The following is a 20,354-nucleotide window of genomic DNA, read 5'->3' as shown; positions in this document are numbered from 1 at the left end:
GCAAGGACAGCTTATCAATTCATCGCGTTTCCTTGAGCGATAGCACCGTCGTAACGGTCTTTGTACAGCAAATAGTGCTCAGCTATTCGCAATAAGCCATGCCTTCGTTTTGTGTTGACGGGGTATGGGAGCTTTTGTATGATCGGCCATGATTTCAACTATTACTTTTTTAATTGCTCCTCCCGCAAATTGGGAAGGTTTGTTTTTCTATCTGCTGTTACTTAGTTGCGATATGAAGGTGTCTCATGGCTTCGGTTCGCCAGATTTTGCTCTTTGTTGTTCTGCCGTTTTCTCTGCCTTTACTTACTGGTTCCGCTTCTGGAGAAGTAAAGAAATCATCCCCCTCCTCCTACACGGATCGACAGTGGACTCTACCCCTTGCATTCGAGCAAAATGAAGACCAGATGCCCGATGGCATTGGCTTCATCGGCCGGACGCAGCGCTATTCCGTTGGGATTGGTCGCAAAGATCTTCGCTTCTCTATACCCGGCGACCGGACCTCATCCTCCGTAGTACTAAGCCTGAAGGGAAGTGATGCAGGCGCTCCAATTGGCATCACGCCGGTACCATTTCTCACCAACTACTATCTAGGCTCCGATCCCTCAAAGTATCGTCATGGAATTAGGAACTATAGCCGAGTTGGCCTAAGTCGCGTCTATCCAGGTATCGATGCTGAATTCTACGCTGCCGGAGACGCCATCGAGCACGACTTCATCGTTGCACCTGACGCAAACGCAGACTTGATTGCCATGCAACTTCGTGGAGCATCCCGAACGACATTATCCAGTCGTGGCGAAGTGCTGATCTCCGTCGAATCGGGAGAGTTGCGCTTCAAGAAGCCAGTAGCCTATCAGGAGAGCGCAGCCGGTAAGCGCATCGAAGTGGCCGCGACATTTCTATTGGAGCAAACAATCGATGGTCAGGATTTGCGCTTCAAGTTAGGCACCTATGATCACTCTAAAAAGTTGATCATCGATCCTGTTATTGTCTACTCGTCATTCGTTGCAGGCACCGCCGGATCGACTGCAAGCGCTATCGCAACTGATCCCATCAACGGCATCTTCATTGCTGGAACGACAACTTCGGCAGCGAACACCTTTGCTCCTACTCCTGTCACCAGCACAGCTACGCCGATCACGCCTGTAGCTAACTGTGGAACAGCATCATGTGCCAATAACGCTTTCATAGCTAACTTCTCCAACAATGGGTCCGGTATAGCGCTACAGTGGATCACCTACGTTGGCGCGACTGATCCCGCCTCTACAATTGCCGTCTCTTCTATTGTCGAGAACACGGCAGGTGTTTACATTGGCGGCTACACCAATGACTCTGCAATCGCGGCCGGCCCAGCCACAACCGCCTCCAATCCAAGTACCGCGGGCGGCTACGTCGGCTACATCTCTACTCTCGCACCTACGACCGGAACACTTACTGCAACAGCGCTTGTCTATACGGATGCTGATCCCGCCAGCGCCAATAGCAACTCGGTGCAAACATTGGCTCTGGACGGCTCAGGAAGTCTTTATGCTGCTGGCACCCTCGGCTCTAAGACGACAGCGGCGCTTGTACTTACACCCTCTGCGGATGCTTTTCCTATTACACCGATAATGACAGCCCAGGTAAATGCGCCTCCGTCGCCTCAGGTGCCCTCATTACCTGGAAATGCGTATGTCCTAAGAGTGTCGACAGCTTCCTCTTTCAGCGACTCAAGTATTAATCATCTCGTCATTCCTGCCTACTTCTCCTACATTCAAAACACTTCGCAGATCAACGGGATTGCCGTCGATGCACTCGGTTCCATCTACTTAGGCGGTCAGACTCTCGGGAGCTTCAGTCTGCCGAACGCTACAGCAACCAACAGCGACACAGGCGGCACCACCTTTGACGCCTTTGAACTAACATTTCAAGATGTTACGGTCTCACCGGCAACAAGCAACTCCTCCGTAGTTACAGGGTTTAGTTGGATCGATGGAAACAAAGATGACACAGTTGCAGGGCTTGCAATCGATCTAGCAGGAAACAGCTATCTCTTCGGAAATACAGCCTCGACGAACCTTGCTACGACTGCTGGTGCTATCCAGGGCACTGGTGTCGATACGGTCGCCAACGGCTTTATTGCGCAGTTGCCTCCTGCGCAATTGGCAAGCACCCCTCCCTTGATCCCTGTGAATGGAGTGCCACCGACAGTTTTGACATACCTCGGCGGCAGTGGATCGACCGACACAATCTCTGCCGGAACGTATGCGAATGGGACCTTGTTCATCACCGGGCAGACGGATGCCCCGGCTATCACCGCTGCACCGGCAACTGCGTTTGCAGGTGTAGTTACGACAACGGGCACAAGCAGTACACCCTTCGTCCCGCAAGCTATGGTCTTCGGGATGGATGCGACCACAGTAGCTCCAGCAGGCTCTAAACGGGGCTATCTTGCCCTGCTGAACAGCACGCTGACAGCCGTAAACTATGTTGCCAACATAGGTGGCGCAGGTATCTCTGATTCTGTAGCTGGTGTCGCATTAGATAATGAATCCAACGCCTACATCGTTGCCAATATTGGCTACGACTCTGTTACCGCTTCGACCCCGCCATTTACGCCTTACACCGCCTACCAGACAATCTCGCCCGCAACGTCGTCAAACTCTTCCGCCTACTTGGCGGAGGTTGCGTCCGCGGGACTGAGCGCCAACCTCACCTTTGCTGCACTCACCCCCGGAAGTCCAATGCCGGCGACGATCGGTTTTCCCGATGCAAACAACGCCTCGACCGTCGTCTATACCTGGACCCTCACCCAGGCGCCAAGCACCACATCAGCCATCGCACCGGCGAACGTTGTCATCCAGATCCCCGCACCAAGTGACCCGGCGCTCGTCTATACCAGCGTCACCATTACAGACGTCACGAACTCCGCCGTCCCCGCCATCACCTGTCCGCTGGAACCACAAGGCGCATATTGCGTCATCCCGAGCTATCCCCAGATGACACCCGGCACAAACGACCAACTCAACCTTGTCGTCAACGCGAAGGTCGTCGCCGACCCCGCAGGTTCCACGATCACGGTAATCGCAAACCTCTTTACGGCTGCCTCCGAGTACTACAGCGCGCCTCAGGTAAGCCAGACCCTCTCGGCATTGTTGTCGATCACGCCAGGCGCCACCTTCGGCGCTAGCACGGCAAGCGCAATCAGCAATCCGACAGGCACGCAAAGTACGCAGGTCACCTACGCCTTTACAGTCGCAAACGCCGCAGGCGCAGGCGAGTCAAAGAACACGTCGTTTACCCTCGACCCCTCCGCACTCACCGCCTTACCCACTGGCCTCAATCTCTCCGTACCAACAACAACTTTGTCCGGAGTCACCAACACTCCAACCTGCACCTCAACCGGCTGCACGGGCATCGATCTTCCTGGTGGCGCCAGTCTTACCTACACAGTGGTTGGAACCTATCCAGACTCAGCCGTAAGCTCCACGTCTGCTTCGAGTCTTATCTCCTCTGCGTTTGTTGTGAGTTCCAGCGGCTATCAATCAACAGTTCCGAATCAGAGCATCACTGCAAACACAACCGTGCAGCGCAGCGTTCACCTCGCGCTGACCACCAGCTTCAGCGCTCTTCCAATTGGACAGCTTGGATATAACCTCAAGGTTCCACTGACCTACATGGTCCTGATCACCAATAGCGGACCAAGCACCTCCAGCGGCCATGATCAACTGACGCTCACCCTTCCCGCTGGATTCACCGCAACAGGCGGCGCGGAGATCACGTGCCTTACTTCCTTCACCACCTGCACCATCCCAATCATCCCTGCAGGATCAAGCGTCACATATACGCTCACGGGGTCGTTCCCCGATACCTCTGCGAACATGAGCGTCAACGGCATAGGCAGTGCAGGTCTGCAGGCAGAGAATTTCAGTGCAGCAGCAACGCTCAACCTAGGATTTGCGGTTGAAACAGGTGGACCGCCGACCGACTACATCTCGTCGAACTCCATCATGGTGCAGCGGACTGCGAACCTGACGATCAGCACGCACTCCCTCACCCCTCTTCTCACCACAGCATCGTGCAGCAGTGGCGCTCCCGGTTCATGCGTATACATGCACAATTCCGGCGACACTGCCGACCAACTCGGCTACGCCGTCACGATTGACAACGCTGGCCCGGACACTGCCACCGGAGTCATACTCACGATTGATCTCCCGATAGCGCCACCAACACCAACTCAGACACCGGCACAGCATCCCTTGCCCGTCCTCAATCCGACAAAGGCGTTCGGAACACCGGACTTTGGGACGATGCTGTCCTGCACCATTCCTGCAAGCACCAACCAGTACGTTTGTACCGGCAACATTCCAGTCGGTACATCGGTTGCCACGATTAGCGGCAGCGGAACCTTTGACTCAGCTACCGTCCCGCTGAGTACGGCAACGATCACCACTGGCAGCGCGGGGGGCACGCTCGGCAGCATCGTCATCACTGAGAATGCAAACGGCGCTCCCGCACCTCTAACTCTGCCTTCCATCGAGATCGATCGCGCCGCGCACCTTGTCATCACGAAGACTGTCACTCTTTCGGGTACGAAACCACTCTCACCCATCAACCTCGATGAGAACTCCTCCTCCACTACCTGTGGAGTCAACGACTGCTTCACCGCGGCCCTTCAGATCGCCAACACGCCGCTCAATGATGTCCCTGGCGTCACGCTAACGGACGTGCTGCCGAACTACTTCCGGTTCGTTCAGCTTCCTTCGGCAGCCGCCAACTGCACCATCGGGGGAGTTGCCCCCACCCTGGCCTATCGCACTCAGGCGTTACCCGTGGCAATGATGTGTGCCATTGGAACAGTCTCCGCAGGAAGCAGCGCCGTGCCCCCGCCAGTTCCTCCGCCCCCGTTCACGCTTACCTACACGGGCAAGTTCGTCGACAACGGCATCAACGCGGATATCACCGGAACGATGCCCTCGAAGCAGTCGCTCGTTAACCCGGTCACCTCACTGCAATCAGCCGTCGCGACCACCACGCTCGCCATAGATCCCAGTCCGTCGGCACTTCCCAACAATCACAGCGCAGCCTCCCCCATCGCCATCGAACGCCTTACCCATCTCGTTCTCCGCAAGACGCGCAACGACTCAGTAGCGACAGCCCCCTCTACCTTTGTTTTGGCCTATCCAAATCTTGATGAGAAGACGAGCGCCACACCCTTCGGTACTAACGACGAGATCGAGTATGACGTCGCTGTCGGTAACGCCGGTCCCAACATCGCTGTCGGCGTGCAGTTCACCGAGCAACTCCCGCCCTACTTCACCCTCATCAACTACTATCTGGCTTCAGGAGTCTCGCTCAATCCTGATACCGGCGCAAATATGGCTCCCGCCTCGCAGCTTCCGCACAACAATCTCCTCTGTTTCTCCGACGCGCCCGGAGGAACACCCCTCACCATGCCGTACCAGACCGGAGCCGCTGGCAAGAGCATCGTCTGCAGTTACGGCACTCCCGCTTCCGGCGCGCCAACCTCCCCGAATTACCAGTCCCTTCCGGTAGGTTCCTCCAAATCCGGTGCACCTGATAATGCGACCTCCATCGAATTTATTTACCAGGGCAAATATCAGGACAATGCTCCCGGCATAGACAATCTCGGCCTCAACGTAAGTTCAACCCAGATCACGTCCCAGCCAGGCGAATCCACGACCTCCTCGACACTTGAGGTGGATACCGATCTCGACAATAAGAGCATTCCTGTTCCTGCGTACTCCATCCAGCGAGCAGCCCACCTCACACTCGTCGGCACTCCTCGTCAGCTAACGATCGCCGAGCAGGAACTCCCAAGCCTGCCAAACATGCCTTCCATGATTGCGCAGGCGGCGCCAAGCTCCTTGCCGAACACATCTCCCGTATATAACTGCATTCGCTACAAGGTGCTCATCCAGAACAGCGGGCCCAACATCGCCCGTCAACCGCAATTGACCATCGTCAAGCCTACCGGCATCACCCTCGCCGCTGCCCCTACTGTAAGTACGACGACTCCTGACTCCTCCGTCCTGCCAGATGCTTGTGCCTACACACCTGGTGCAGCCATCGGCTCCGTCATCCCGAGCAGCGCGGGCATAGCGCCCACCTCACAGGTCGCCGGAAACACGCTTGTAGTAGATATCGATGGCTACTTCGGCTTGAACACGCTCGTAGGCAGGAATGCCCAGACAGGCTTCAATATCTCGTACTCCGGTTTGGCCGATCAGGGTGTCAGCGACACCGTCAAAACATCAACGTTCTCAGCCCTCACCGGTGGAAGTGTCACCGTCGTCAACACTCCTTACGGCAGCAACTTCCAGGTAGCGCCGTTCTCTCCAGCTCTCACGCAGCCCGCCAATCTTTCCTTTGGAACCATCACCGCTCCGGGTGCAACGACTCTGGCCCTCAGCTCCGCTGGTCCAGCCCTCCCATCTGGAGCCTCTCCCGATCCGCGCGACAACAAGAAGGTCATCCCGCTCTATCGAGCCGGCGCAGCCCCCACCTTCTACACTCTCGCAACCACGGCAATACCGCAGGCCGGTTCGAACCCCACCGGCATCTGTCTGACGAACGGCAGCTCTGCCCTCGCCGATAGCTTCGCTAAGCCGGAGCGAGCTCTTCTCTGGGCACTCTCCGGTCTCCCAACGGGCACGACAGTCAACCCGGTTCCGAACGCAGCAGCCCCGTACCTCGGCGATATCACGACCAGCCTCACTCCCTTCGCCAAGCCTTCCTACGTCACCCCAGGCGGTCTCCTCCTGCCGTATACCTCCTACGTCGCCATTCCTGCCCCGCAGAGCCAGCCGAAACAGATCTGCGGTCAGGTCAACGGCTTTGCGCCCAACGTGGCTCCTGTAACCGTTGCGGTTCTGGAGCCAGTCAACTTCGCGCCCTATATCAGCTCCAGCACACAGGTAGCCTCACAGACCCCCGGGAAGGGAGTCTCAGAGGTCTCCTTCCTCTTTCCATCCGCCATTCATGACTACAATGACCACGATCCCTGCTATGTATCCGATAGCTCCACCGGAACGCCTCGTGGTATCTGTGACGACAACCTTATCCTCACAACCTGGATCTTCGGTGGTGAGAGCCTCATCCCCAGCCTCAGCCATGTCATTGGGCCGCTTCTGCCCGCGGCCGCCACCGCCTTCGAGACAGCAGCGACGCCTTATGAGGTTCAGGCAAACGCGACCCTCTACGTGCAGGTAGCCGATCAACTCGCCGTACCGATCTACAATAACCCTCCCTATCAGGATTGCGACCCCGGTGATCCGTCCAGTTCTTACACTCCCGTCACCTCGGTCAAACCCTGTCCGATCGACGCATCCCGGCTCGCCGGAACTCCTCCTCAGGAGATAGCCTTCGGCAGCGCCGATGTAACGCTCCTCACGCCCAGCATCAACGGCGGTAGCGGCGGCCTCATCATCCTCCCTCCCGCCTCAGATGCAACCCTGGCGACAACGCCTGTTCAGGCTGGCTACATTACTGCAGCCGCAACCGTTACCTCAGGGCAGACAGTCGGCTTTCAATGGAAGCTGGGTGACGTGATCCCAGCCTCTGGTGGCACCTACAATCTCGCCTGTTTCATGGTCGACGCCGCAACCCAGAACTCTCCGATCGCCTTGGCCATCGGCCTGTCCTGCCAGATTCCGGCGACGATCGTCTATCCTCCTAACCCCACGACCACCACCTCGCCCGCGAACCCCGCAATATATGTCGTCACGACGGGTACAATCAACGCGAGGAACACAAGCCCGTCCTGGGGAACGGCTGCAGTCAGCATCTTGGCCGCAACGCTGCTCCCCCTGCTGCTCTTCCGTCGTCGCGATGTCGATGCGAAACGCTTCAGTCTGTTCGTTATGCTTCTCTTGCTCGGAGGCGCAGTTAGCCTCTCGGGTTGTGGTTCGGGTGTTGGCGTAACTAACATCCCCACCGCAGCAGCAGCGAGCACCTACTTCTTCCGTGCCTCAGCAACACCGATCAAGGGAGGCACCATACTCATCACGGCGCCCTTCGACGTAACTGTCGTTGCAGGAAACTAATGGACACGAAAAGGAGCATGCATCACTGTCCTTCGCTACTGTAAGAAAGGACGTTACGTCACCTTTCGCACAGGATAAAATGCGGCATCGCACTTAACGCAGCTTCGCGAATTTTGAGCAGGGTTCATGGACACACCACTTTCAGTAACCCATATCGGCAAGTATGAAATTATTTCGGAGCTGGGCCGTGGCGGCATGGGCGTTGTTTACCGGGCCGAAGACAAGAACATTGGTCGCGAGGTCGCGATCAAAACACTCACCGAGGCAACGCCGGAACTCCGGCAGCGCTTCCTCGTCGAGGCACGTTCCGGTGTTCTCAATCATCAGAACATCGTCACCGTATACGACTTCGGCGAACAGGACGGTAATCCCTACATCGTCATGGAGTATCTCCACGGCGATTCGCTCGAGAAGGTCCTCCGTCGCGACAAGCCACTTTCCATCGTCGAGAAGCTCGAGATCGTCCGCCAGGTCTGTGAAGGTCTTGGGTATGCCCATCAGAAGGGCGTCGTTCACCGCGACATCAAGCCCGCAAACGTCATGGTTCTTCCCGGTGGCCAGGTCAAGATCGTAGACTTCGGCATCGCCCGGCTCGAAAGCACCTCGGGCCATACGCAGACCGGCGCAGTCATCGGCACCTTCCACTACATCTCGCCAGAGCGCCTTAAGGGCGATCCGTCCGACGGTCGTGCCGACATCTGGGCTATTGGCATCATGCTCTACCAGATGCTCACGGGCGTTCTGCCCTTCGCCGGCGAAGACGTCTCTGCCCTCCACAAGGTCGTCAACGAAGCCTTTCCGCCGCTTAGCAACTACCTCTCGGACTATCCCAAGGGGATCGATCAGGTCCTCGACCGCGCCCTCGCCAAGAGTCCTGATGACCGCTACGCGGCTGCCGAAGAGATGGCCTCCGATATCGAGGCCATCAACGAGGTTCTCAAGCGTGCGCGCGTCGGCGAGATGCTCGGTCACGTCAAGGGCCTGCTCGAGCAGGATCAACTGGCCGCGGCCCGGCCCGTTCTCCTCGATCTGCAGCGCCTCGATCCGCAGAACACCGAGATCAAGCGACTCCTGCGCGATGTGCAGGAACGCATGTCGCGTCAGCAGAAGTCCGAGCAGATCCGGCAGGCGCTGAGTCAGGCCGAAGAAGCCGTCCTCGCGCAGCGTTACGTCGAAGCCCTCGACATCTACAAGCAGGCAGTGAAGATCGATCCGACTGCCCACGGCCTTACTGAAAAGATCGAACATGTTCGCAGCCTGAAGGATAAGTCGGACAAGATCGCCGTCCTCCAACAACAGGCCCGCGAAGCACGTCATCGCAACGACTATACTGCCGCCTACCAACTCATCGATCAGGCTCTGCAGCTGGACGAGCGCAACACTGATCTACGCAACGAAAAAGCCCGAATCGTGCAGGAAAGCGAACGCGCTGCTAAAGAAGGGCAGCGCCGCAAGCTCAAGGAAGCTGGAAGAGAGAAGCTCTCCAGCCGCGCGTTCACCGAGGCTATCCAAAATCTTCGCGAAGCTTTGCAGATCGACCCGACTGATACAGAAGCCCAGCAGATGTTCCAGGAGGCGACTGCCAAGCAGGAAGACGATCGCCGTCGCAAGGTCATCGACCAGATCGTCGCCGAAATTCAGGACAGCGTCTACCGCGGAGAACTCGATCGCAGCCTGGAACTTATCAACCGCGCTCTCGAACGGCTTCCCGCCGAAACTGTTCTCTTGCGCCTGAAGACAGAGACAGAGAAGAAGCTCAAGCAGGAGTCAACGCGGCGTGTCGTCGAAGAGACCTCGATGCAGGTGCAGAACCTCTTCTTCTCGGACCCACAGGAAGCCTTGTCCTGCGTCCAGAAAGCTCTCGATCAGATTCCCGGGGAAGAGGGTCTGCTCCTCCTGCAGGAGCGTGTCGTCGAGCAACTCAAAAAGGCGAACCTCGACGGGCTTCGTTCTCAATATCTAAAACATGCGCAGGCTTCCATTGACGCGGGTCAGTTTGACCAGGCGCTGGCAACCCTCGAGACCGCCACGCTCGATTGTGGTCAGACCCCAGAGATCGTCTATCTCATGGAGTACGCTCGCTCCGAAAAGCAGACCCGCGAACGCGACAAGGCCGCAGCAGAAGTCCTCGCGCAGGCCCAGCAGAAAATCGCCGCTGAAGATCTCGAAGGCGCAGTGGCTATCCTTCGCCCCGCAGCGCAGCAGACGAAGAATGCCGCAGTAGATCAACTTCTTCGCCAGACTCAGGAGCGTCTCGACGAGATCACGCGTCGTCTTGAAGCCGTGCTCACCCGCGTTCAGAGTCTCAGTGAGACAGATCCTTCTCAGGCGCTCCAACTCCTGCTCAGCCAGCCACCGGCAGTTCAGCAGCACTCAAAGCTTAAAGCGATTCGCGCCAAACTGGATATCCGCGCCGAACAGCAGCGCGTCACCCGCGAAGCCATCGACCGCGCTGCGGAACTTCAGAACAAGCGAGACCTTCGTGGCGGCATGGAAGCTCTGGAATCCGTCCGGCAGGCCTATGGCGATTCGCCTGAACTGGCCGTAGCAATCCAGGAATTCACAGACCGTCGCGGTCCAATCGCAGGACAGATGGTCTCTGAATCGATCACAAGCGCGCGTCAGGCGATCCTCGCCAAAAATGGCAAGCTCGCTCTCGAAGAACTACAAAAATCTGGATCAGTCCTCGACTTTGCAGAGTCGAATCTGCAAGCTGACTGGAAGCGACTCGCTCAGGAGGCTTCGAAGGTAGCGGGTGCAAAACTCGATACGACGGGTACCTTCCCGATCGTTGTTCAGTCCGAAGGTCCCAGCACGACAGTTATCGCAGGCATCGCTGCGGCTGTGTTGATCATCGTCGGAGCCGTCGTCTTCTTTGCTCTTCGCTCAAACTCCCACCCTGCCCCTGGCGCGCCAGCGGTCAGCTTCCTGCAACTCAACGCGTCTCCCTTCGCTGAGGTCGTCAGCATTACGAGCAGCGATGGCAAGGTAGTCCCTCTGCCTTCCGGTGATCACACGACACCACTTCGCGTCGACGGCGTTCCGGAGGGCTCCTACACTGTTATCTTCAAGACCGCTGATGGCGCCACGAAGCAAAGCGTCTGCGATATGACCGTGGACCATCTCTGCAAGAGCGACTCAGCCGGTATAAGCGACTCCCAGATTGATGAAATTCTTGCAGGCAAAAAGTGAGGACGGCACCCACCTTCGTCATGGCGGCGATGTTCCTCGCTGCGCCCTGGATCGCCTTGTCCGCACTCGCGCAGAGCGCCAAAGATGTTCACGAAATCGCTCTGCATCACACTCCCGATCAAGGCAAAGCCGTTCAGCTTCTATGCCAGGCTGCCAAAATGGAGCCGAAGAATAAAGAATTTCAAAACGACTGCGACACCGCCCGGATCGAGATGATTCGCGCCGATAAAGACTCACTTCGAACTGCACAGGATGCAGCCGACGCGAACAATGCGGCCAAGGCGAAGCGCTATGCAGCCTACGTCAGCATCACCGATCCTGAACTGCATCGTCAAGCTGCAGAGTTGATGGCTAAGCTGAACGCCCCCGCGGAGAAGCCCGCATCTCCTGCTGCTCCAGCCAGCCAGGCACCCGCGTTGGCACTGGCGCAGAATCTATACGACCTTGGAAACTTAGCCTCTGCAAAGAACACCGCTCAAAGCATTACGGATCCCTCACTGAAGACCTCCGCAGACCGTATCGTGCATGATGTCGATCGGTACTCTGCCTTCGTCAGCGAAGGCGATCGTCACGCTCAAGCGAAGGAGTATGACGCAGCTTCCGGCGCCTACCAGTCTGCCATGGCGCTCAACCCTCATGTGAGTGCCGACGATCTCGCAACCAAGTCCCGCAGCATGCACGATCTCGCCGCAAACGCCAACAGGGAACAAGCAAAAGCTCCCACGCCTAACCGAAACCCTCCACCCCCCACAGTCGACCCGAGGCTTGCAAAGCAGGTACCCGCACCTGTCGAGAATCCGGCAGACAAGGCGAGAAGGTTACTGGCTGAAGGCATGTTCGCCCTCAACCACAACGATCTCGATGTGGCTGGCAGAAAGCTCAAGCAGGTACTCGACATCGATGCCGGTAACGCGGAAGCGAAGCAGGGCCTCACCCAGATATCCTCAATCATCAGTAAAGATCCAGTGAGGCTTGAGAAGACCCTCCGCGATGCAATCACCGCCTTCTATAGCTCGCAGTTCGAGGATGTCGAGTCGAAGCTCAATCGGTATCTCGGTGCGGACGCCGCAAAGAAGAAGGGCGCAGCTTACTTCTATCTCGGAGCAACGGAAGCCGCGCTCTCACTTCTGGAAGATGCACCCAGGCGCACCGTGCGCGTTCGGGAAGCCCAGGATGACTTCAAGCAGGCTCGCTCAGCAGGCTACCAGCCAATCGAAAAGTACGTCTCCAGCCGCGTTCTCTACGTGTGGAAGGGCTCCGGTATCTAGTCAATCGATGAGCAGTCAGGCACTCTGCCTGCTCCCAGGGCCTCACCAGTACAACCAGTTTCCGACACGAGTTACGCACAGCATCCGTAAGTTTCATTGGGCCCCGTATGGTGCTACTGATTGGGTTTTCCTCCGTCAATCACAGACAGCACAGGTTGAGTGCGCAGCGATTGCCGCACGTCGACAGTTCCGACCAGCATGACGGTGGTTCCGTCAGCTGGTGTAGTTGGTCAAAGGATGGTCATGAAGATTTGCTTGAACGTTGCTGTAATTTTTGTAGTGCTCTCTGCCTCAGTAGCCGCCCTTGGACAATCCGTCGTCAACGGACGAGTTGTATTCGGCAACCCGTTCAAACCAGTTCCCCAGATGACCGTCCACCTGGTCAACAAAAGCCAAAAGCCTCCTATGGATCAGACTGCCATCACCTCTGACGATGGCCGCTACACCTTCGACGATGTCCCGCCAGGTCAGGGCTACGCCGTTGCCGTCTACGACACCACCGGCAAACTGGTAGGCACCGATGCGTCGTTCGAAGTCATCCCGGACGCACGGCATACGGCGCTTCCGAATATCGACATCTCGAAGGGCGTGCTTGCCGATCGAGCCGTACGTTCAGGCGGCCTGATCCAAAACGACCGCGACGTATCGCTCGGTGCAAACATCACCAACCAGCAGTTGCGCGTGCTCCCGCTCTACAACAGGACCTTCCTTGCACTCGGTGCCATACAGCCGGGAGTTCATGATGTACCGCAGGGCTCCCCACTACAAGGCGCAGCCTTCAGCATCGCTGGTTCCCCGACAACCGCCACGAATTTCCTCCTCGAAGGAGTGGACAACGTCGCTTCCAGCAACAATCAGGCCATCCCATTCCAGGTCAACGAGGCCGTCCAGGAGTTCCGCCTCATCTACGCTGTACCCGACATGCGCTACGGTCAGGGCTCAGGCGGTGTCATCAATATCATCACCAGTCGGGGAAACGCGGCATCTGGCGGCAAAGCATGGCACGGCAGCGTCTTTGGTTATTTCAACAACGACGCCCTCAACGGGGAGTCTCCTCTTTCCGTCTACTCCAACTCGACCTTCGCCAAGGCCGCCGCAACCGCCTCAGATGGCCAGGGTGACGCAAGCGTCATCGGCATCAACGAGATCTCCGACTCCGCCTTTCAGGGCTATGCGCCGCAGCGTTACAACCAGCTCTTCAATCTCGTCGCCCCCGCGTCGCCTATCGCCGATCTGCGGGTCCAGTCCTGTGCCACCCAACTTTGCCAGGCCGGCTCCTTCAACCCCTCGGCAATCCTCAGTTCGCAGGACAGCCGAACGTTTCCCATCAGCTCCCAGCAGTTTGGTGCGAGCATCGGCGGTCCGCTCTTCGGCACAAAGCTCTTCTTCTTCGCCAGCTACGAGGGATCGCAGATCAATAACCCGACACCGATCTTTGAGCGAGTCCCCACGCTCCTCGACTTACCCGGCGCTGCCAACGGCAATACCCTCCAGTCCGACGGTTCCATCACCAGCTCCGCAACTGCGGATAATGCAATCTCGAAGGGTGTCCTCGGTCTCCTGCCTGCTCCCAATGTAGGCCAGACCGGAGCCGCCGTCGCCGCAGGCACGAACGCCGGTATCTTCGGCTTCTACCGCGGCACCGCCCCGAACTACACCCACGTGAACAATTTTCACCTCCGCCCTGAGCTCTCCCTCGGGTCTCTTGGCACCATAAGCTTTCGCTACACCGGGCAGTTGATCGATCAGCTTCACGACGACACCCTGCCGGCTGGCGGAGCCTATCCCGGCAATGGGGCCAACCGCAGGGCGCAGAATCAAAGCGCCGCCATCACCCACAGCGTTCCCTTCGGTCAAAGCCTTAATACCCTCAACATCGGCTTCACGCAGTTCCGTGTTGACGAAGTCGCGCAGGATCACGGCTTCAATCAGCAAACCCTCGGCCTCTCACCCGGTGGCCTCAGCACCTTCGTCATCAGTGGCATCGACACACGCACCACCGGCGCAAGGTCCGGAGTCGCAGGTGCAATCGCCGGCAGTCCCGGTGCGATAGGCACCCCAGGTCTCATGGGCGGCTGGTTCGATTCCTTCTGGAACTCCTGCCCCAATTCAAGCTGCCCCACCAGCAGCGCCAGAACCTCACCCTCCCCAATCACTCCCTCGACCGATGGGGCGTTCCCCCTCGCGCGCATCGGAGCTCCTCTCTCCGCACCCTCAATTCACCGCGATACAGAAGCCTTCCTCTCCGATCTGCTTGAGCTTCACCTCGGCAACGCAAACTTCCTCACCATCGGTGGAGATTACCGCTATCAGCAGAACTTCAGCTACGCTGGCGGCCTCGCCCGCGGCCTGGTCGTCGCCAACAACATCGGTGAGTTCACCAGCGATAGCGAAACCTGTATCTCCTGCGGCGAAGCCTTCCAGCACCCCTCCTTCGACTACGAGCTTCGTCAGCCCATTGGCTACACCGGCGACCTGCGCAGCTCCTCCTTCGGCGTCTTCGCTGAGCATAAGATCCAGCCGCTTCAGCGACTCACCATCAGCATGGGCGCACGCTACGAATACTTCGGCGAGCCACTCGACGCGCAGAATCGCCTCTGGAACTACAACTCCGCAGCAGAGGGACTCGTTAAGCAGGGAAGCAGCGGCACCTACGACGCCTTCGACTATCAATGTGGCGCAGGAACAGCCACCTCTCTCGACTCCCTCTACGGCAGTCGCCGCGTCTCCTTCTCCGGAGGTTGGAACTGCGCGGCAGGTGCAAACTTTGCCCTCCCGCAAAATAAAGCGGACGTCATGGGCCACTTCGGCCTCTCCTACTCGCCCGACGACAAGTACCACAACGTCTTCCGCGCATCAGGCGGCCTCTACTACGATCACCTCCCCGCAACCTACAACCAGACTCTCCTGCAGAACCGCCCCAGCCCGTATAACGTGACAGACCCAAGCGCGATCTACGGCCAAAACTTCTATTCTGCAGGCTTCGGCGCTTCTCAGACGCAGTGCGGCTTCGGCTTGCACACTCTGAACTTCAATAGCCTTAATGCAAAGAACGTCGCTAGCCAATCTGACCTTGCCAACTTTCAGAACTACCAGGCAGCCAGCGGCGCCAACATTCTCTACGAGCGGGATGTGAAGGCCCTCAAGACTCCCTACAGCCTCCAGTTCGCCGCCAGCTTCCAGCATCAGTTCGGCAGCTCACTCTCGGGCGAAATCGCCTACGTCGGCTCCGTCAATCGCAAGCTCCCGCTCATCTACGATGGCAACTTCACTAACGAGTTCTACTGCACCCAGGGTGGCGGCACCACCACCAGCCCCGGCGGTCTCTGCAACAACAACACCTTCTTTCCGGTCTTTACCGAATCGAATATCGGCTCCTCGAACTACCACTCCGTCGTCCTCCGCTTCCGCAGCGAGCAGTGGCACGGTCTCACTCTCCACTCTGCCTTCACCTTCGCCAAGTCCCTCGACGACGTAGCCGGCAGCGACTTCCCCCAATCCACCGACGCTCTCTGGTCTCAGGTCTTCGGTCGCCAGCTCTTTGGCGTTGGCAACCCCGTCGCTTTCGCCCTCGGAGCGAACTCTCTCACTCCACCCGCAGCCATCCAGCGTGCCCGCGCGCTCACCGCCAGCCTTGCCACTCCCGGCACCGGTCTCGCACACGATCTCTACGGAGTCGCAAACATCCCATCGTTCGACGCCACCTCCTCCGCGCTTACCACCACCGGCAGTCGCTCCGTCAACGTCAGCCACTACAGCCTCCCGCAAAATCCCCTTGGCTTTTCCACCGCCTTCAATGGAGGGGATCGTGGCCGATCCGACTTCGACGTCCAGAGCCGCGGCGTGGCGGACTTCGTCTACGCGCCGCCATTCCACAAGCGCATCCTGCAAGGCTTTGTGCTCTCCGGCATCTTCACCGCACAGAGCGGCCAGCCCTTCAGCATCTTCTCCGGCCCTGCCTATGGTCAGATCACCCAGCGCATCAACATCTCGCAGACCACAAAGATTCATACCACCGGTAAAGCCACCGGCTACTTTACCGGTGTTGATCGCACCAACCTGGTCGCCTTCGGATCGACCGGGCCAAACTGCCCTAGCCTCTACGCCGGGCCCACCCTCTATGCCGCACAATCAACACCCGCCGCATGTGTGGGCACTAGTGGCCGCAACGCCTTCACTGGCCCGATCTATATCAGTCAGGATCTCGCCGTTCAGAAATCCTTCTCGCCTGCATTCCTCCGCCATCAGACCGTCATCGTCCGGGCAGAGGGCTACAACATCTTCGATCGCGCCAACTTCTATAACCCGATCAGCGAACTCTCGAACGATGGGGTCCACATCAATCCTGAGTTCGGCCTCATCCGCTCCGCACACGACCCAAGACAGATTCAATTCGCAGCGAGGTACGAGTTCTAACTTCGCCGTTAGAATAATCTAGCGAGTGGAGACCATGAAGCCCAGGATCAATCGGAATGTCGTCCCCGCGCTCCTCATCGCGGCCATTCTCATCGTCTCCATCAACGCATGGTTCGCCTTCCGTTCTGTGGCCGTTCTGCTTGACGGAGAGAACTGGGTCCAGCACACCTGGCAGGTCATCAACCAGGTCGAAATGATCATGAGCTCCGCCAAGGATGCCGAGACCGGCAATCGCGGATTCTTCATCACTGGTGACGACTCATACCTCTATCCCTACACCGAAGCTCTCAAAGAGCTACCAGCAGAAGTCGACCACATCCAGCACTTGACGGCAGACAATCAAGGTCAGCAACTCCGCATCGTCGAGCTGCGTGCTGTCCTCGAGCAACGCCTCTCCCTCCTTCAGCAGGGCATCAACCTCCGTCGCAGCGGTCGCATCGACAGCCTGCACGCCATGGTTCTCAGCGGGACCGGCAAAGTACAGATGGACCACCTACGCGCCATCGCCGACGATATGGAGGCGGAGGAACGCAGGCTCCTTCTCATCCGCATCGAGCGAACCAAGTCCAGTAGTCGCCGCACCCGAGCCACCCTCGGCATCGCCAGCTTCATCGACTTCCTGCTTATCATCCTCATTTTCCGCTACTTCGCCCGGGAGCGCGCCCTCCGCGTAGCCTCCGAAGAGACAGCGCAGCGCCTGGCCGAGTCGCGCGCCGAACTTGAAACCAAGGCAAGCGAAATTCTTGCTCTCAATAAGACCCTCGAAGAGCGGGTCCAGCTCCGCACCGCGGAACTTGAAACGACCAACCGTGAGCTCGAAGCCTTCAGCTATTCCGTCTCCCACGATCTCCGCGCCCCGCTTCGCACCATAGACGGCTTCTCGCTTGCCCTCGAAGAGGATTACGCCGACGCCGTAGACGCCGTAGGCAAGGACTACATCAAGCGTGTTCGCAGCGGTGTCCAGCGCATGGGAGAGCTTATCGACGCTCTCCTCCAACTCTCGCGCATCACCCGCGCCACCATCACGCGCGAGCGCTTCAGCCTCACCGATCTCGCCCGCGAAGTAGCCGCAGATCTCAAAGAGCAGAATCGCGACCGCCAGATCACCTTCACCATCGAGGATGGCCTCGAAGCGGAAGCCGATCCCAAGCTCCTCCGCGTAGCCCTGGAGAACCTTCTCGGCAACGCCGTAAAATTTTCTGCGAGAGTCCCCCTAGCTATCATCAACTTCGCCTGGGATCCCGCCCAGAACGCCTGGTTTGTCCGAGACAATGGTGCTGGCTTCGACATGCACTACGCCGAAAAACTCTTCAACGCCTTCAACCGCCTTCATGGCGACAAAGACTTCAAAGGCTCCGGAATCGGCCTCGCCACCGTGGCCCGTGTCATCCGTCGCCACCACGGGAACATCTGGGCCGACAGCATCGTAGACCATGGCGCTACCTTCTGGTTTACGTTAGGATAACTCGCATGGCAGATGGCTTGAGACTCATTCTCCTGGTCGAGGACGACCCCGATCACGAACTACTAACCATTCGCGCACTGAAGAAATCCAATATCGCCAACGAGGTCCGTGTAGCCCACGACGGTGCCGAAGCACTTGACCTCCTCTTTGGTGATAATCCCATCCAGCCGCAGGTCATTCTTCTCGATCTAAAGCTCCCCAAGGTCGAAGGTCTGGAGGTCTTGCGCCGCATCCGCGAGAATGAACGCACACGCATGCTGCCTGTTGTTGTTCTCACCTCCTCGGACGAAGAGCGGGACCTGATCCGCAGCTACCAGATCGGCGTCAATAGCTATATTCGCAAGCCTGTAAACTTCAACGACTTTGCCGAGGCCACACGACAGCTCGGCATGTACTGGCTGGTCCTGAACGAATGCCCCCCAAAGAGTTAGAGCAGAGGGCGCTTCGGGTGCTCCTTGTTGAGGACAATCCCGACGACGCCTTCCTGCTGGAGCGACATCTTCGCCGCAACGGCTTCGCTCCCGAGATCACCCGCGTTGAGACAACAGCTGAGATGGTCGACGCCCTCAGCGGGCCCGTCGCCCCGGACGTCGTTCTCGCCGACTACAACCTCCCGAAGTTCAGCGGCCCCGCCGCGCTCCAGCTCCTCAAGACCAGCGGTATCGACATCCCCTTCATCATGATGTCCGGCGCGGTCTCCGAGGAGACTGCCGTCGAATCCATGCGCGCAGGCGCACAGGACTACGTCAGCAAGCAGAACCTGACCCGCCTCATCCCCGCCCTTGAGCGCGAACTCAAAGAGGCATCCGCCCGCCGCCGCCGTCTCGTCGCCGAGCAGGCGCTCCGTGCCAGCGAAGCTCGCTTCCACCGTCTGGTCGAAGCCATGCCGCTCAGCCTCCTCATCAGCGCCGCCTCCGGCCTTATCCTCTATGCCAACGGCGCTGCCGAACGACTTTTCGGCTACGACCCCGGCGACATCTCCTCGGGCTCGCTCACTCTCGAGTCCATCAGCCCCGCCCTCAACCAGGCCTATCGCACTCTCACCGACCAGGCGGTAGCCATCGAGCCCTTTGAGACCGTCTGCACCACCACCTCCGGTCAGGCCATTGACGTCCTTATCGGCGTAGCCCTCCTCAACCCCGAGAGCGACCCTGCCGACCAGCAGATCGCCGCCTTCATCGCCGACCTCTCTCACCAGAAGAAGAGCGAAGAGATGCTGCGCCGCACCGAGAAGCTGGCGGTAGCTGGCCGCCTGGCCGCCTCGATCGCCCACGAGATCAACAATCCCCTCGAAGCCATCACGAACTGCCTCTATCTCCTTTCCACCGCCGATCTGCCGCCTGACTGCCGAACCTATCTCACCCTCGCGCAGAAGGAGCTTGACCGCGTCACCCAGATCACCGTCCAGACTCTCCGCTTCTATCGCCGCTCCACTAAGCCCTCGCAGACCGACATCCATGAGCTCATCGAGACCGTTACCGCCCTCTTCGAGTCCCGGCTCGTCGCCCTGCAGATCAGCGTCATCCGCGAGTTCTCCGCCAGTCCCATCATCCTCGCGCACGACGGGGAAATCCGTCAGGTCATCGTCAACCTCATCGGCAACGCCATCGACGCGCTCACGCAGGGAGGCACGATCATCGTTCGCACCGCCTCAACCCACGAGTGGCGCACGGGTCGCGAAGGCATCCGCATCACTGTAGCCGACAACGGCATCGGCATGAGCGCCGAAACACACGCTCGCCTCTTCGAACCCTTCTACTCCACCAAGGGCATCACCGGTGCTGGCCTCGGCCTCTGGGTCTCCAGCGAGATAGTGGAGAAGCATCAAGGGTCCCTGCGTGCTCGCAGCCGTTCCGTGACACCGGACCGTCGAGGCGGAACTGTCTTCACCCTATTTGTTCCCGCTGAGATCGACCACACCCTTACCATCGACGAACAGCTCCAATAGACTGGAACTCTAGCCCGAACCGC

General features: G+C 58.5%; 7 protein-coding genes. All 7 read left to right on the top strand.

All coding sequences use genetic code 11. The features are described 5' to 3' along the window. Window positions 1-245 precede the first annotated feature (245 nt). Window positions 246-8,042 carry a DUF7948 domain-containing protein gene (locus OHL20_RS22070; RefSeq protein WP_449555759.1) on the top strand — a complete coding sequence of 2,599 codons (7,797 nt, stop codon included), beginning with the start codon at window positions 246-248 and terminating at the stop codon, window positions 8,040-8,042. Between the two features lie 126 nt (window positions 8,043-8,168). After that, window positions 8,169-11,234: a serine/threonine protein kinase gene (locus OHL20_RS22065; RefSeq protein WP_263385462.1), complete on the top strand. Its 3,066-nt coding sequence runs from the start codon at window positions 8,169-8,171 to the stop codon at window positions 11,232-11,234. Then, window positions 11,231-12,502, top strand: a complete 1,272-nt coding sequence (locus OHL20_RS22060) for a hypothetical protein (RefSeq protein ID WP_263385461.1) — start codon at window positions 11,231-11,233, stop codon at window positions 12,500-12,502. Before OHL20_RS22065 ends, OHL20_RS22060 begins: the two co-directional genes overlap by 4 nt. A 243-nt stretch (window positions 12,503-12,745) precedes the next feature. After that, window positions 12,746-16,918, top strand: a complete 4,173-nt coding sequence (locus OHL20_RS22055; RefSeq protein ID WP_263385460.1) for a TonB-dependent receptor — start codon at window positions 12,746-12,748, stop codon at window positions 16,916-16,918. Between the two features lie 34 nt (window positions 16,919-16,952). Then, window positions 16,953-18,383, top strand: a complete 1,431-nt coding sequence (locus tag OHL20_RS22050; protein WP_263385459.1) for a sensor histidine kinase — start codon at window positions 16,953-16,955, stop codon at window positions 18,381-18,383. 5 nt (window positions 18,384-18,388) lie between these two features. Continuing rightward, window positions 18,389-18,814 carry a response regulator gene (locus OHL20_RS22045; RefSeq protein ID WP_263385458.1) on the top strand — a complete coding sequence of 142 codons (426 nt, stop codon included), beginning with the start codon at window positions 18,389-18,391 and terminating at the stop codon, window positions 18,812-18,814. Beyond that, the gene (locus OHL20_RS22040; protein WP_263385457.1) at window positions 18,796-20,331 is read left to right on the top strand and encodes a hybrid sensor histidine kinase/response regulator; all 1,536 of its coding nucleotides are present in this window, start codon (window positions 18,796-18,798) and stop codon (window positions 20,329-20,331) included. Before OHL20_RS22045 ends, OHL20_RS22040 begins: the two co-directional genes overlap by 19 nt. Window positions 20,332-20,354 lie beyond the last annotated feature (23 nt).

The sequence above is a fragment of the Granulicella arctica genome (assembly GCF_025685605.1).
GTDB lineage: Bacteria > Acidobacteriota > Terriglobia > Terriglobales > Acidobacteriaceae > Edaphobacter > Edaphobacter arcticus.
Note: the sequence above shows the minus strand (reverse complement) of the source record. Positions and strands in the feature narration are given on the sequence as shown.

Coding starts and splice junctions, on each gene's coding strand:
- OHL20_RS22050 (WP_263385459.1), top strand. CDS start 16,953: ATGAAGCCCAGGATCAATCGGAATGTCGTCCCCGCGCTCCTCATCGCG.
- OHL20_RS22070 (WP_449555759.1), top strand. CDS start 246: ATGGCTTCGGTTCGCCAGATTTTGCTCTTTGTTGTTCTGCCGTTTTCT.
- OHL20_RS22055 (WP_263385460.1), top strand. CDS start 12,746: ATGAAGATTTGCTTGAACGTTGCTGTAATTTTTGTAGTGCTCTCTGCC.
- OHL20_RS22040 (WP_263385457.1), top strand. CDS start 18,796: ATGCCCCCCAAAGAGTTAGAGCAGAGGGCGCTTCGGGTGCTCCTTGTT.
- OHL20_RS22045 (WP_263385458.1), top strand. CDS start 18,389: ATGGCAGATGGCTTGAGACTCATTCTCCTGGTCGAGGACGACCCCGAT.
- OHL20_RS22065 (WP_263385462.1), top strand. CDS start 8,169: ATGGACACACCACTTTCAGTAACCCATATCGGCAAGTATGAAATTATT.